This is a genomic window from Niallia sp. MER 6 (genome assembly GCF_023714395.1).
GTDB lineage: Bacteria > Bacillota > Bacilli > Bacillales > Cytobacillaceae > Niallia.
Genome location: NZ_JAMAUK010000005.1, coordinates 77,337 through 91,040 on the forward strand (window position 1 = coordinate 77,337; position 13,704 = coordinate 91,040).

At 38.3% G+C, this 13,704-nt stretch carries 15 protein-coding genes and 1 riboswitch; of the genes, 10 read left to right on the forward strand and 5 right to left on the reverse strand.

The window, feature by feature from the left end; translation table 11 throughout:
* Positions 1-207: 207 nt before the first annotated feature.
* From M3600_RS08990 to M3600_RS09025, 8 genes are all read left to right on the forward strand, one after another.
* The gene (locus M3600_RS08990; protein WP_233313519.1) at positions 208-1,026 is read left to right on the forward strand and encodes an MIP/aquaporin family protein; all 819 of its coding nucleotides are present in this window, start codon (positions 208-210) and stop codon (positions 1,024-1,026) included.
* A gap of 53 nt (positions 1,027-1,079) precedes the next feature.
* Positions 1,080-2,573 (forward strand): glycerol kinase GlpK, encoded by a 1,494-nt coding sequence (gene glpK, locus M3600_RS08995; RefSeq protein ID WP_251645471.1) that lies wholly within the window; start codon positions 1,080-1,082, stop codon positions 2,571-2,573.
* A 175-nt stretch (positions 2,574-2,748) separates the two neighbouring features.
* Entirely contained in the window at positions 2,749-4,425 is a 1,677-nt protein-coding gene (locus M3600_RS09000; RefSeq protein ID WP_251645473.1) for a glycerol-3-phosphate dehydrogenase/oxidase, read from the forward strand.
* Between the two features lie 581 nt (positions 4,426-5,006).
* Positions 5,007-5,091: riboswitch (ZMP/ZTP riboswitch) on the forward strand.
* A 38-nt stretch (positions 5,092-5,129) separates the two neighbouring features.
* Positions 5,130-5,966: a bifunctional 5,10-methylenetetrahydrofolate dehydrogenase/5,10-methenyltetrahydrofolate cyclohydrolase gene (locus tag M3600_RS09005; protein WP_233313522.1), complete on the forward strand. Its 837-nt coding sequence runs from the start codon at positions 5,130-5,132 to the stop codon at positions 5,964-5,966.
* A 200-nt stretch (positions 5,967-6,166) separates the two neighbouring features.
* Positions 6,167-6,367: a cold-shock protein gene (locus tag M3600_RS09010; protein WP_233313523.1), complete on the forward strand. Its 201-nt coding sequence runs from the start codon at positions 6,167-6,169 to the stop codon at positions 6,365-6,367.
* Between the two features lie 357 nt (positions 6,368-6,724).
* On the forward strand, positions 6,725-8,179 hold the full coding sequence (cshA, locus tag M3600_RS09015; protein WP_233313524.1) for a degradosome RNA helicase CshA: 1,455 nt from the start codon (positions 6,725-6,727) through the stop codon (positions 8,177-8,179).
* 106 nt (positions 8,180-8,285) lie between these two features.
* Complete coding sequence (locus M3600_RS09020) at positions 8,286-8,486, forward strand: cold-shock protein (protein WP_233313525.1); 201 nt, start codon at positions 8,286-8,288, stop codon at positions 8,484-8,486.
* A gap of 127 nt (positions 8,487-8,613) precedes the next feature.
* Complete coding sequence (locus M3600_RS09025; RefSeq protein ID WP_233313526.1) at positions 8,614-9,012, forward strand: cytosolic protein; 399 nt, start codon at positions 8,614-8,616, stop codon at positions 9,010-9,012.
* A gap of 42 nt (positions 9,013-9,054) precedes the next feature.
* Here M3600_RS09025 and M3600_RS09030 read toward each other — a convergent pair whose 3' ends face one another.
* Positions 9,055-9,342 carry a DUF6509 family protein gene (locus tag M3600_RS09030; RefSeq protein ID WP_237941600.1) on the reverse strand — a complete coding sequence of 96 codons (288 nt, stop codon included), beginning with the start codon at positions 9,340-9,342 and terminating at the stop codon, positions 9,055-9,057.
* Positions 9,343-9,683: 341 nt separating this feature from the next.
* Here M3600_RS09030 and M3600_RS09035 point away from each other — a divergent pair, with 341 nt between their 5' ends.
* On the forward strand, positions 9,684-9,887 hold the full coding sequence (locus M3600_RS09035; protein WP_233314732.1) for a cold-inducible protein YdjO-related protein: 204 nt from the start codon (positions 9,684-9,686) through the stop codon (positions 9,885-9,887).
* A gap of 31 nt (positions 9,888-9,918) precedes the next feature.
* On the opposite strand, the gene M3600_RS09040 is transcribed toward M3600_RS09035, so the two are convergent.
* The 4 genes from M3600_RS09040 to M3600_RS09055 form a co-directional block, all read right to left on the reverse strand.
* Positions 9,919-10,608: an LrgB family protein gene (locus M3600_RS09040; RefSeq protein WP_233313528.1), complete on the reverse strand. Its 690-nt coding sequence runs from the start codon at positions 10,606-10,608 to the stop codon at positions 9,919-9,921.
* On the reverse strand, positions 10,605-10,982 hold the full coding sequence (locus M3600_RS09045; protein WP_233313529.1) for a CidA/LrgA family protein: 378 nt from the start codon (positions 10,980-10,982) through the stop codon (positions 10,605-10,607). Before M3600_RS09045 ends, M3600_RS09040 begins: the two co-directional genes overlap by 4 nt.
* Before the next feature lie 184 nt (positions 10,983-11,166).
* On the reverse strand, positions 11,167-12,042 hold the full coding sequence (locus M3600_RS09050; RefSeq protein ID WP_233313530.1) for a LysR family transcriptional regulator: 876 nt from the start codon (positions 12,040-12,042) through the stop codon (positions 11,167-11,169).
* A gap of 384 nt (positions 12,043-12,426) precedes the next feature.
* The gene (locus tag M3600_RS09055; protein WP_233313531.1) at positions 12,427-12,753 is read right to left on the reverse strand and encodes a hypothetical protein; all 327 of its coding nucleotides are present in this window, start codon (positions 12,751-12,753) and stop codon (positions 12,427-12,429) included.
* 229 nt (positions 12,754-12,982) lie between these two features.
* On the opposite strand from M3600_RS09055, the gene M3600_RS09060 reads away from it, so the two are divergent.
* Positions 12,983-13,513: a pyrophosphohydrolase domain-containing protein gene (locus M3600_RS09060; protein WP_233313532.1), complete on the forward strand. Its 531-nt coding sequence runs from the start codon at positions 12,983-12,985 to the stop codon at positions 13,511-13,513.
* The last annotated feature ends 191 nt before the right edge of the window (positions 13,514-13,704 follow it).

Genomic DNA, 13,704 nt, shown 5'->3' on the forward strand with positions numbered 1-13,704 from the left:
TTACTATTTTTCTAGAGAAAATATTGTAAATGTGTTGACAGCGTTTTCATAGTGGGTTATGATGAACCTACAAGTTAATAAAACGTGTCGGAGATAAGGAGATGCACACAGATTTTCACATTTTGATGTGATATTTTTCTGTTGTGCTCTCCTTTTTTGCTGTTTTTTAACTTTGTTTTTCATTCGGTGTAAAGGGGGAGATTTTGAATGTCTGCATTTTTAGGTGAAATTATTGGTACAATGATCTTAATCGTTTTTGGGGGAGGAGTAGTTGCGGGCAGCAACTTAAAGAAAACGTTTTCTAATAATAGCGGGTGGATTGTGATAACGGTTGCCTGGGGATTAGCTGTTGCGATGGGTGCTTTTGCTGTCGGCAGTATCAGCGGTGCCCATTTAAATCCTGCCGTAACAATAGCACTTGCTCTTAATGGTGATTTTGCATGGAGCCTAGTGCCTGAATATATCATAGCTCAAATGCTTGGAGCATTTATCGGAGCAGTCATCGTATACTTACATTATTTACCTCACTGGAAGGCAACAGACGATCCAGGCGCGAAATTAGCTGTATTTTCTACAGGCCCGGCAATCCCGCACACATTTTCTAACTTGCTTGGAGAATTAATTGGGACATTCATGTTAGTTTTAGGCTTGCTTTACATTGGAGCTAATTCGTTTGCAGAAGGTTTAAACCCAATCGCAGTTGGACTATTAATTGTTGTAATCGGTATGTCTCTTGGCGGAACAACTGGTTATGCCATTAACCCGGCAAGAGATCTAGGGCCCCGTATCGCTCATGCATTGCTTCCGATAGCAGGCAAGGGAGATTCAAACTGGAAGTACGCATGGATTCCTGTAGTAGGTCCAATTCTTGGAGGCGGATTAGCTTCTGTATTTTATCAATATTTCTATAAAGGAACAGTATCTACTTATTTTTGGCTAGTTATCATCGTAAGTATAGTGGTGTTAGTGCTTGCATTTTTTGGCACAAAAAGCAACAATTCTATTAAAATGAAAAAAGCAGCATAATACTAGTTTTCACATACTAGATTAATTTTTAAAACTAATTAGGGGGTATTTTTGTGGAGAAATATATTTTATCTTTAGATCAAGGGACAACAAGTTCAAGAGCGATTATTTTCAACAAAAAAGGGGAAATCGTTCATACAGCACAAAAGGAGTTTACACAAATTTTTCCTAAGCCAGGCTGGGTGGAACATAATGCTAGTGAAATTTGGGGTTCGATTCTCTCTGTAATCGCAACAGTTTTATCAGAATCAGATATTAAGGCAGATCAAATTGAAGGCATCGGTATTACTAACCAACGGGAAACAGCAGTAGTATGGGATAAAGAGACTGGTGTGCCTGTCTATAATGCGATTGTGTGGCAATCGAGACAAACGAACGGAATATGTGAAGAATTGAAAGCACAAGGATACAACCAATTGTTCAGAGATAAAACGGGTTTGTTAATTGACGCGTACTTCGCAGGCACAAAAGTTAAGTGGATTCTAGATAATGTCGAAGGTACAAGAGAGAAAGCGGAAAACGGTCAATTGCTGTTCGGGACGATTGACACTTGGCTTATTTGGAAGCTGTCTGGCGGAAAGGCGCATGTAACAGACTATACGAATGCATCTCGCACATTAATGTTTAATATTTATGACCTTAAATGGGATGAGGAACTGCTTGAAATTTTAACTGTTCCAAAGTCAATGCTTCCAGAAGTAAAGCCGTCATCTGAAGTTTATGCTCATACAGTAGACTATCATTTCTTCGGAAAGAATATTCCAATTGCTGGTGTGGCTGGCGACCAGCAGGCAGCATTATTTGGTCAGGCATGCTTTGAGGAAGGTATGGCAAAAAATACGTATGGAACAGGCTGTTTCATGTTGATGAACACAGGAGAAAAAGCTGTCCGTTCCAATCATGGTTTGCTGACAACAATTGCATGGGGATTGAATGGAAAAGTGGAGTATGCCCTAGAAGGTAGTATCTTTGTAGCAGGATCTGCTATTCAATGGCTTCGTGACGGCTTAAGAATGCTGAAGGATGCAAAAGACAGTGAAGCATATGCGACGAAAGTGGAGTCAACAGATGGTGTCTACTTAGTGCCAGCATTTGTTGGGCTTGGAACTCCATATTGGGACAGTGATGTGCGGGGAGCTATGTTCGGAGTAACAAGAGGAACAACAAAAGAGCATTTCGTCAGAGCTACACTTGAATCACTTGCATATCAGACGAGAGATGTTTTATCTGCAATGGAAGCGGATTCGAACATTAGCGTAAAAACATTACGAGCAGATGGAGGAGCAGTTAAGAACAATTTCTTGATGCAATTCCAAGGAGATATCTTAAATGTACCTGTTCAAAGACCTGTCATCAATGAAACAACCGCTCTTGGTACGGCCTATTTAGCGGGATTGGCTGTCGGCTTCTGGAAGGACCAAGCTGAAATCGCTGAACAATGGAAGTTAGAAAAATCGTTCGATCCTGCCATGGAGGAAGAAAAGCGAGAAGAGCTATATGCTGGCTGGAAAAAAGCAGTCAACGCTACAATGGCATTCAAAAACTAAAATTACATCATTTAATTCAAAATACTGTGAATATATAAAAAAGTATGTTATACTAAAAACAAGTTAATAAAATGTCCGGAGATCAGGAGAGACCACAAAGTCGTTATCAAATAATGGTAATGATGCTTTGTGGTCTCTTTTTTGTTGGACATTATTCCTTAGGAGGACTTCCAAAATGAAAACAAACCGCAACTTACTGAAAAAACAACTTAAAGAAAACAAATTTGACGTGCTTGTAATCGGAGGGGGAATTACTGGTGCTGGTATTGCCCTGGATGCTTCTACAAGAGGCATGAAAACTGCTTTAGTTGAAATGCAGGACTTCTCGGCAGGCACATCTAGCCGGTCTACAAAGCTTGTTCATGGCGGACTCCGATATTTGAAACAGTTTGAAGTGAAAATGGTAGCAGAGGTCGGAAAGGAAAGGGCTGTTGTTTACGAAAATGGACCTCATGTTACAACACCAGAATGGATGCTGTTGCCTTTTCATACAGGCGGCACTTTCGGCAAGTTTACGACAAGCATTGGATTAAGGGTGTATGATTTTCTTGCAGGAGTGAAAAAAAAGGAAAGACGGAAAATGTTTTCGAAAGAACAAACCTTGGCATATGAACCGCTAGTTAAAAAGGATGGATTAAAAGGCGGCGGTTATTATGTGGAATACAGAACAGATGACAGCAGATTAACAATAGAAGTAATGAAGGAAGCGATAGACAAAGGGGCGGCAGCATTAAACTATACAAAGGTAGAAAATCTCCTTTACGATACAGAAGGGAAAATCAATGGAGTAGCAGTAACAGATGTTTTAACTGGCGAGAAGTATTCAGTTTTCGCAGAAGTTATCGTTAATGCTGCCGGTCCTTGGGTTGACAGCATTCGGGAAAAAGATGGCAGCAGAAAAGGGAAAACATTGCAGCTTACAAAAGGAGTCCATCTTGTTATCGACCAATCGGTTTTTCCTTTAAAGCAAGCCATTTATTTTGATACACCAGACGGCAGAATGGTTTTTGCCATTCCTAGAGATGGGAAAGCTTATGTAGGAACAACAGATACTTTCTATAAAGAAGACCCTGTTAACCCAGCTATGACAGTGGAGGACAGAACATATATCTTAAATGCAATTAAATATATGTTTCCTTCTGTCAATGTGACAGAGGATGATGTGGAATCAAGCTGGGCTGGAGTTAGACCGTTGATTTTAGAAGACGGTAAGGATCCGTCTGAAATTTCAAGAAAAGACGAGATTTGGGAATCGGAGTCTGGACTTGTGACAATTGCTGGCGGAAAGCTGACTGGCTACCGTAAAATGGCGGAAACAGTTGTCAATTTAGTCAGTGGGAAATTTGCAAAAGCAAATAAAAGCTTTTCAGAATGTCAGACAAAGCATTTGCCAATATCTGGCGGGAAAGTGGGGGGATCGAGCAAGTTTGACAGCTATGTTGCCGGAATTGTTCCAGATGGAATGGATGCTGGCTTGACGAAGGAAGATGCAGAAGCTGTTGCGAGAATGTATGGAAGCAATGCTCCGGTTGTTTACCGCATTGTTAAAGAACAGAAAGCATCTGCTGAAAATAATATGCCTGTGCTTTTATGGGCAAAAGTGCATTATGCATTGGAACACGAGCTTGCGATGACTCCAGTCGATGTGCTCCTGCGCAGAACAGGCTTGCTGCTGTTTGGCATCAAAGAAGCAGTTCAATATAAGGAAGAGGTATTGGCATATATGGCGAGCTACTATGGATGGGATCAAGCAGAACAGCTGTTTTATAAAAAACAGCTTGAAAAGGAAATCCTCCATGCTACAGTGCCAGCTGATTTACAGTCAGAAGAGCTATTGGATCATATAATGTAAAAAAATTAAGTCACGGGCAATCCCGTGACTAATCTTTTGGTTTAAATAGAATTGACAAACTGTAAATAATAGGATATGATATTGCTTGTATGTATTTGAGGTAAGAACGGAATTGATCATAAAGAACTTGTGTAAAGTTATGTAGAAGCAAGACAACAAGGAACAGTTGATATATAGAACAAACACCACTTTAACAATCTTCTCCAAAAATCACATTAAAATAATCTCCTAAATGCGGATTAACCCTTCCAAAAAATTATTCTAGTTAATGTTATTTTTGCCACCGTTCTAATTCATAGAACTAATTCACACTGGCACGGCCTCGGAGCCGTAAGGATGAAAGAGAGGCAGGGCTTTCATTGTTTTAGGTATGGCACGTTTCACGGTGCATGACCCTTAAGTATATGCCAAGAAGTGCGGTTTTTACATAGGTCTAATTATTTTCGAATAATAAATGAGTAAAGATCTATCACAAGCACAAAACAGCAGGCATCTCCCAAATATGCGGAGATGCCTTTTTTATTGTCGAAACATGTTTTCATGAAATTAAAGCTATGTTATGATTACGTAGTAAAAACGATTCGTTTCGCAGTGACTGACGACAATAATGGAATGAACCATATGGGAGCTGTGAAAAGTGTATAGCCGGTCGTCTGGGCAAAAGGTAAATTAACCTTTCTAACACAATACCTGGAGGGATATACATGTCTGAAAAAGTAATACTGGATGGAAACGTGGTAGCGAATGCTGTTAAGGAAGAACTGAAAGGCCGAATTGAAGCGTTAAAGACAAAAGGCGTAACACCTTGTCTGGCGACAATTCTCGTTGGAGACGATCCATCTTCCGAGACATATGTGCGCATGAAAGGAAATGCGTGTGCAAAGCTAGGAATAGACAGTAAAAGAATCCATCTTGATAAAGAGACAACAACAGAACAATTACTTGAAACGATACAAGCCTTAAATGACGACAATAATGTCCATGGAATTTTGCTGCAGCATCCTGTTCCTGGTCATATTGACGAAAGAAAGGCATTTGAAACGATTGCAATCGAAAAAGATGTTGATGGGGTAACAAGCTTCGGTTATGGGCAAACGGCTCTTGGATTTGGCAAATTCCCATCTTGTACACCTGCAGCCATTATGAAGATAATGGAGCATTACGGTATTAAAGCGAGCGGAAAACATGCTGTTGTTGTCGGCAGAAGCCCGATTTTAGGTAAACCGGTATCTGCATTGCTGTTAAATGAAGATGCAACAGTAACTACATGCCATTCCCGCACAACAAATTTAGCAGACCACGTAAAACAGGCTGATATCGTAGTGGCAGCAGTCGGCAAGCCGAACTTCATCCAAGGAGACTGGATTAAGCCAGGCGCGGTAATATTAGACGCAGGCTATAATAAAGGCAATATCGGTGATGTCGATTATGAGGCATGCCTGGAAAACGCATCTGCAATAACTCCAGTACCAGGCGGAGTAGGTCCTGTTACAATAAGTATGCTGCTGAAGCACACAGTGGATTCTGCTGAAGGAATTTAATTAAGAAAAAAATATGTTTGACAAAAGTCACTATTGAATATATGATGTATTTAACGCTTGTAAGTTCGGTATATGTTTTTTAAGGATAGATGGTCATAGTTGCAAATATAGCTTATGTCCGAAAAGGTAGCGATGCTTCACTGATTCCTAAAGATTTATATAAGTTCTTAAAGGTGTAACACAATTTTGGAGGTTTTACAATGAACACAGGTAAAGTAAAATGGTTTAATGCAGAAAAAGGTTTCGGTTTCATCGAGTCTACTGAAGGACAAGACGTATTTGTTCACTTCTCCGCTATCCAATCAGAAGGTTTCAAAACTTTAGAAGAAGGTCAAGACGTAACTTTCGAAATCGTTGAAGGTAACCGTGGACCTCAAGCAGCTAACGTTACTAAAGCTTAATAATTTTTAGATTAAAGGTGATGCCTTTCCTTAATGCATCACCTTTTTTTAGTGTAGTACAAAAAGTGCTTCGCCATTCTCCATAAACCCAATCATTTTCATCAGGAATTTAAATCCCCTAATATTTTTTTCCAGAATGTTTTAGAACATGAAAAAAAGTGAATGGAAGTGGAGAGTATATATTTATTATTATTTATAAAACGCTCTTGCTCCAATATTTTTCAAGATAAGATTATTTAAATGCCTACTAATTTGGGTAAAATAGGCTAGGGTATCCAAAATGGACAATCATAATAGATAACGTCCATTCTTTATAAGTATTAAATGCAATGAGCAATAATGAAGGAGGAAAAAGTATTGACCACTTTTTCAGATTTTAATTTAAGCAGCAGTTTAGAAAAAGCATTATCCAATATGGGCTTTGAAGAGCCAACACCAATCCAGGCACAGGCGATTCCAATCGGTCTTGCTGGCAAGGATATGATTGGACAAGCACAAACAGGTACTGGTAAAACTACAGCGTTCGGTGTGCCTCTTTTAGAAAAAATTGAAGTGGGTAAACCAGTTCAAGGTCTTGTAATCGCACCTACTAGGGAGTTGGCTGTACAGGTTGCAGAAGAACTTAACCGTATCGGTGCAGTGAAAGGCATCCGTACATTACCAATTTACGGTGGGCAAGACATTAACCGCCAAATTCGCGGATTGAAGAAAAAACCAGAAATTATTGCAGCGACTCCTGGTCGTCTAATCGATCATATCGAACGTAAAACAATTCGTCTGCAAGATACAAAAATGATCGTCTTGGACGAAGCAGATGAAATGTTAAACATGGGCTTCATTGAAGATATCGAAAGAATTCTAAGTGAAACACCAAAAACACGTCAAACATTGCTTTTCTCTGCAACAATGCCAAAAAGAATTCAATCATTAGCAGAACGCTTCATGGTTGAACCAGAGCTTGTTAAAATTAAAGCAAAAGAAATGACGGTTACAAATATTGAGCAAAACTTTATCGAATTACAAGAGCGCCAAAAGTTTGATGTGTTGTGCAGTCTTCTTGACATCCAATCACCAGAACTTGCAATTGTATTCGGTAGAACAAAAAAACGTGTTGATGAAGTGGTTGAAGGCTTAATCAAGCGTGGATATTCTGCAGAAGGAATTCATGGTGATATTCCGCAAGGCAAAAGGGATCAAGTAATCCGTCGCTTTAAGGAACAAACAATTGACATCATGGTAGCGACAGATGTAGCTGCCCGCGGATTGGATATCAGCGGTGTGACACATGTTTACAACTTTGATATTCCGCAAGACCCTGAAAGCTATGTACACCGTATCGGACGTACTGGCCGTGCAGGTAAAAAAGGTTATGCTGTAACATTTGTATCTCCAAGAGAATTGGATCATCTTCGCATCATTGAAAATGTTACGAAGAAAAAAATGGTGAAAAACCCGATACCTTCTACTACAGATGTATTGGCTGGAAACCAACAGGCAACAATTAACAAAATCCAAAAAACAGTTGAAGAAAATCAATTTGCAGAATATAAGCGTCTTGCTGAAACATTATTGGAAGAAACTGATTCTGTGACATTGCTTGCAAGTGCATTGAAGCTTCTTACAAAAGAGCCAGATGCAACGCCAGTTAAATTGACTGCAGTTGAACCGCTTCGTTCTAAGAAGCCGAAAGGTGACCGTTCTGGCGGACGTCGTCGTAATGACAGAGGCGGACGTGGATATGACCGTAACCGTGGCGGCGGCAGCGGCGGCGGAGAAAGAAGAAGCAGAAACAGAAACAGAAATAGAGATTAATAAAAATATTTCTCTTTTATGTTTAATTTCTCTTCCAATTGGTTAATATAAACAAATGAAGGATATAAATGTATATCCTGGTTATTTAAATCTAGGAGGCAATAAAATGGCAACAGGTAAAGTAAAATGGTTTAACTCAGAAAAAGGTTTTGGATTTATTGAAGTAGAAGGTGGAGATGACGTATTTGTTCATTTTTCTGCTATTCAAACAGACGGATTCAAAACTTTGGATGAAGGTCAAGAAGTTAACTTCGATATAGAAGAAGGCGCACGTGGCCCGCAAGCTGTTAACGTAACGAAACTTTAATATGCTGATGATAAAGAACCCTGCTAATGACAGGGTTCTTTTTAGCATAATTTTTTAGAAGCAATATTTTTGTTAATTGGACAAAGTCTGTTACAATAAAGGCTGATAAAGAAAGAGGTGCTACATAATGAAAGAATTTACTGTTGAATTTCATAAAGAAGATGGAATGGAAAACATTACAGTCCAAAAATTGAGTGAAGAAGATTTTAACCGAGTAACTAGCGGTGGAACTAGACAGTTGTTTGAGTTGGATACGAATATCGGCTACTTCATCTATTTTGATGCAGTTGATGAAAGTGGAAAAGAATCGTATTTAGTTCTTCAATATCTGGAAGAAAGTGAAACACCATCTGCTTGTTTTTCCTTTGAATTAAAGGACTTCTACCAATTTATAGCACTTCATTTAAATGATTTGCAAATTGATGAGGATGAAGAGGAAGAAGCAGAGGACGCTTTTGGTCCAATCCACTATCTTGCGCATTTAATGCATCATATTGTGGAAGATGGCAAGTCGGTCGAAGTATAATAAAAAGAGCAGGAGACATGTCTCCTGCTCTTTTTATGTAATTTAAGCCTCTTTGTAATGACTGCTGCAAAAATTAAATACTTCTTGAAGCTCGTCCTCTTCTAAAGCAAAATCCAAGTACTTGTCTTGGCTGCTGTTATAAAAGTCATAATTTAACACTTTCATTTCTGACTCCTCAACGAAGAACAATACCTTTAATTGAATGGTGCCGTCCTCAAACAGCTCGTCCTCCTCATCCTCTTCCAGAGTTAAAAAGAATTCATATCGTTCTCCTGATAAAATGCCAGTTGGATCTTCGATCTTTTCCACTGTATACTCTGTTATATTCATTATTGATGACCTCCTATATCTATCACTGCATAGTATTTCAAAGTATGGGTGAATTTATTGCATACTCGAAAATAATATCATATTGCTTACAGGATAGCTAATGCTTTTCAATTGAAATGGAATATGATAAGATGGAATATTAATTATTTGACTTTTTATATATGTATGTTATAATAGGAAGATAGGTTAAAAGAAAGATAGATATGTTTGGTCACTTGTTTTTAAGGTCTAGTCTGTAGATTTCTTACGTTTGCAAGTGATTTTTTATGTTTTACGGGCTCTTTTTTTTTGATAGTGGGCTCTAATCAAACAAAAGCTTCATGGAGGTGTTTCATTTGGCAATGGGATTTGGCCGAAAGAATAACGAGGAAATTGTAAAAGAAGAAGTTGTAGTTTGGGATTGTGTATCTGAAACATGCAAATGCTGGATTCGGGACAATTTTAAAAGCACTGAAACACCAAAATGCCCAATATGCGGCAGTGATATGGAAAAAACGACTAGAGAGTTGCAAGTCGTCAATAATAATAGCATTTACTCAAAATAAAAACTAAAATCCTTTGGATTTTAGTTTTTTTTTAGCTTGTAATATTCATTAACAAAGGAATGAGCGAACTGCCCCAAATCACCGTAATCCAAGCAGCTAATATCATTGCCAAGGTCGAAAAGGTTGCTTCCTGTTCGCCAAATTCCATCGCTTTTGTTGTTCCGACACCGTGTGCACCCATTCCTAAAGCTAATCCTTTAGCAATAGGCGATTTCAAGGATAAAAGTTTTATTGCATATGGTCCAATTATCCCGCCGATGATTCCAGTAATGATGACAAACACGGTTGTTAATGTCGGAAGTCCGCCAATTTCCTGCGATACTTCAATTGCGATTGGCGTTGTGATGGATCGCGGCAATATGCTTATAATGAAATCTGCTCGCAAATTAATTAATTGTGATAGAAAAAAAGATGACGTGATAGCTACTACAGTACCGGTTGTGACACTTATTAGCATAACACCGAAATATTTTTTCAACAGATGCTTATGTTTATATATCGGCACCGCAAAGGCGATTGTTGCAGGGCCGAGCAGGTGTGTCAACAACCGCGATGATTCTAAATAGCTTCCTGCTGGAATATGGAGACAGCTGATAAACAGAATTAAAAGCAGTGGTGACAGCAGGAGCGGATGCAGCAATGGATTTTTCCATTTTTTATAACTCCATTTTGTCACTCTGTAAAATATATACGTTAATACAGTAAACATTATAATGTTCATTTATTTAAACTTCTCTTTCTATTATAGATTTTTTCTGCTGTAAATCCGGTTGCTCCCATCACGATAAAGGTGCTGACAGCAATGAGAAGAACCGTTTCAATTCCTTTCATATTAAGGATTTCTTCATAGTTAACGATACCAACAGCAGATGGAATGAAAAACAGCAGCAGTTCAGCCAGCAGCCAGGCTGCACCAGTTTCTACCCACTTCAGTTTAATCCACTTAAGCTGTAAACCTATAAATAAAAAAATGAGACCAATCATGGATGCTGGCAGCGGAACTGACACAACCATTTTTACTCCCATTCCAAGAAAAAGAAAAAGATGTATAAAAGCAATTTGCCCGATAATGATTAGAAATTTCAATACGATCACCTTCCCTGTCAATCAATGGAATAAATGCTCGCCCTTAAACCTTAGATTAACTATATAAGTTATCATACGCTGAATGTTGCTATTCGTAAAATACATAATTATTATAATTATAATAACCAATAGTTATAATGGGTGCGTGCAGAAGGTGATGCGTAAATGGGGGAGGAGCAGGGGAGATGATCATTTATTGCTGAAGAATAAAATCAATAAATCTTCTCCCGGCGACAGATAAATAACGGTCTTTTTTTGTTATGACAGCAAGCTGCCAATTAGTTACTGGTTCTAAATCAATAAATCTTACTTGATTGTTTGTTGTGCGGTTGCAAATCGATTCTGGAAGCATGGAAATCCCTAAATTCGCAGCAACAATTTCAATCATGAAGTCCCATTGTGAGCTTTTAAAGATGATGTTCGGCTCAAATCCTGCGTTGATGAATCCACGTTTCATCATTTCATATAAGGCGAAATCCTCACTGTAAAAAATAAACTCTTCATCTATAAGTTCTTTCATATGGACTTTTTTTCGATTGGAAAGAGGATGCTGTTTGTGGACAATTAATTTAATTTCTTCACTCACAAGGTGGAAGACGTGGAACGAAGACTCATCCATTATTGGCAATACGGCAATACCAATTTCAATTTCTCCTTCTTCGACACTCTTGACTACTTTAGCCGCTCCATACTCTTTAATATTGATTTGAATATTCGGATACGCCTTGTGAAATGCAGATATAACTTTAGGGAAAAAGAGGCTGCCGATCATTGGCGGAATACCGATGTTAATGTTCCCGCGAGCAAGATTAGTCATATCGTGGAGGGTAGTTGCCATCTCATCCATTTGAGCCATTATCTTTTGCGCGTAATCGTAAACGATCTGGCCAGCATCTGTTAGTTCATGTGTTTTATTTGATCGATTAATTAGCGTGATGCCGATTTCTTCTTCCAAACTTTTGACACCTTTACTAAGGGCAGGCTGGGAAACATGCAGTTTTTCAGATGCTTTCGTCATGCTTTTCTGCTTTACTACTTCAACAAAGTACATTAATTGTCTAATTTCCATTTAACTGCTCCATTCCTATTTTCACTGTTTATTATTGTACTCCAACAGCTGAAAAAGAGACAGCGAATATTTATTATTTTGAAATAAAAAAAGATGTTTACAGAATGATGTAGGCGGGTAAAACTTTGTTAGAATGATTGGAAAGGTGTGGAAACCTGTGAATACTTATGAGTTGAAAACAAAAAAATGGCAAGCGGATTGGAAATATAACTTAATGTCTCAAAGAAAATATGAGAATTTACTTGCAAAGAAAAATACGGTGGAAATAATCGTAAGTAATCTAAATCGCAACAAACGGACTCGATAAGGACTTAAATATATGGAGAGTTCAGGCCGTTGGGTATGCCCTCAACAGCCTGAAAACATTTATCTAAAGAGCGCAGGTTAATTAAGCGCGGAAGGTTCCATTATATAATCTTCAAAAACTTTTTCTATAAGTGCATTTTCCTCGAAATTATTAGGGCTTTCCAAATGTTTGATTCGTACAATATAAACGGATTTAACAAACATATGAAGTGCTTCATCCTCGGTTAAAGCATCAATCTTATTAATCAACACTTGATCGGATATATAGTTGACAATTCTACTCAGAAATTCTTTTGGATAATCCTTTGGCAGTTTTCCAGTTTCTTCTGTAAAAATACCCCCTTGACCTTCGACTTCTACATGACGTACAACCTCTGACAATTCTTTAACACTGAATATATCCACTGATTCAACACCTCTTTCCTCTAGTATTATAACAGGGGTTTAAATACTAGTAAATTAATGTTTTTTCACATTGCTTTGTTGGTTCAGGCCGCGGTGGCCAAAACGTTGTTATATAAAAGGAAATCGCATATTCTCTTACAAGGATTACAAAAAAAACAGAATGGAAGTCCCATATTGGTAGCATTAATGGTAAAATACTCATGGAAGAATTTTTTTAAAGGGAGTCATTATGGGAAACGAACAAAATAAAGACCTTAATATTATGTATAATATGGTGAAAGATTTTCACCAAGCATTCGGACATCAAGTCGGAGAAACACCTGCACCGATTGAAGAAAAAACAGCTGTAAACAGAGCTGTATGGACAGGAGAAGAGCTTGTAGAATTTCTTTATGCAACAGCTGACGGAAAAGAAGAAAAATTTCAGGAGCTGTTTCAAGCATTTCTTGCTGGCCTTCATAAAGCCGCTGCTAAAATTACGACAGAGAAAAAGCCTGTCGATGATGTGCTTGTTGCACAAATGGACGCATTGACAGATGTGGAGTATTTTAACCAGGGAAGCTTTGTCATTGCAGGCGTAGAGCCATTTAATCTGTTTAAGATTGTTCAAGAAGCAAATATGGGCAAGCTGTTTGAAGACGGTAAACCAAGATTTAGAGAAGAAGACGGAAAAATCATTAAGCCGCCGAACTGGGAAAAGGACTTCGCACCGGAAGGTCGTCTTAAGCAGGAAATAGACAGACAAAAAGGAAACAAATAACAGGCTCATTCAAAGATAGCCAGAACAAGACCTTTTTAGAAAGAGTCTTGTTCTGGTTTTTTTTGTTTTTCTCTTGCAGGGCTTTTGTGCCACTGTGTAATCTTTTAGACCTATAATCGATTTGAAATAATAGGAAAATGCTAACTTGTATCTGTTTAAGATTTTTTCCGAAAAAAGTGACATGATGTCAT

Bases quoted from the DNA above. Each gene is read 5' to 3' on its own strand.
- M3600_RS09020 (WP_233313525.1), top strand. From the start codon at position 8,286: ATGGCAACAGGTAAAGTAAAATGGTTTAACTCAGAAAAAGGTTTTGGA.
- M3600_RS09025 (WP_233313526.1), top strand. From the start codon at position 8,614: ATGAAAGAATTTACTGTTGAATTTCATAAAGAAGATGGAATGGAAAAC.
- M3600_RS09060 (WP_233313532.1), top strand. From the start codon at position 12,983: ATGGGAAACGAACAAAATAAAGACCTTAATATTATGTATAATATGGTG.
- M3600_RS09035 (WP_233314732.1), top strand. From the start codon at position 9,684: ATGGGATTTGGCCGAAAGAATAACGAGGAAATTGTAAAAGAAGAAGTT.
- M3600_RS09010 (WP_233313523.1), top strand. From the start codon at position 6,167: ATGAACACAGGTAAAGTAAAATGGTTTAATGCAGAAAAAGGTTTCGGT.
- M3600_RS09030 (WP_237941600.1), bottom strand. From the start codon at position 9,342: ATGAATATAACAGAGTATACAGTGGAAAAGATCGAAGATCCAACTGGC.
- M3600_RS09000 (WP_251645473.1), top strand. From the start codon at position 2,749: ATGAAAACAAACCGCAACTTACTGAAAAAACAACTTAAAGAAAACAAA.
- M3600_RS08990 (WP_233313519.1), top strand. From the start codon at position 208: ATGTCTGCATTTTTAGGTGAAATTATTGGTACAATGATCTTAATCGTT.
- M3600_RS09005 (WP_233313522.1), top strand. From the start codon at position 5,130: ATGTCTGAAAAAGTAATACTGGATGGAAACGTGGTAGCGAATGCTGTT.
- M3600_RS09040 (WP_233313528.1), bottom strand. From the start codon at position 10,608: ATGAACATTATAATGTTTACTGTATTAACGTATATATTTTACAGAGTG.
- M3600_RS09050 (WP_233313530.1), bottom strand. From the start codon at position 12,042: ATGGAAATTAGACAATTAATGTACTTTGTTGAAGTAGTAAAGCAGAAA.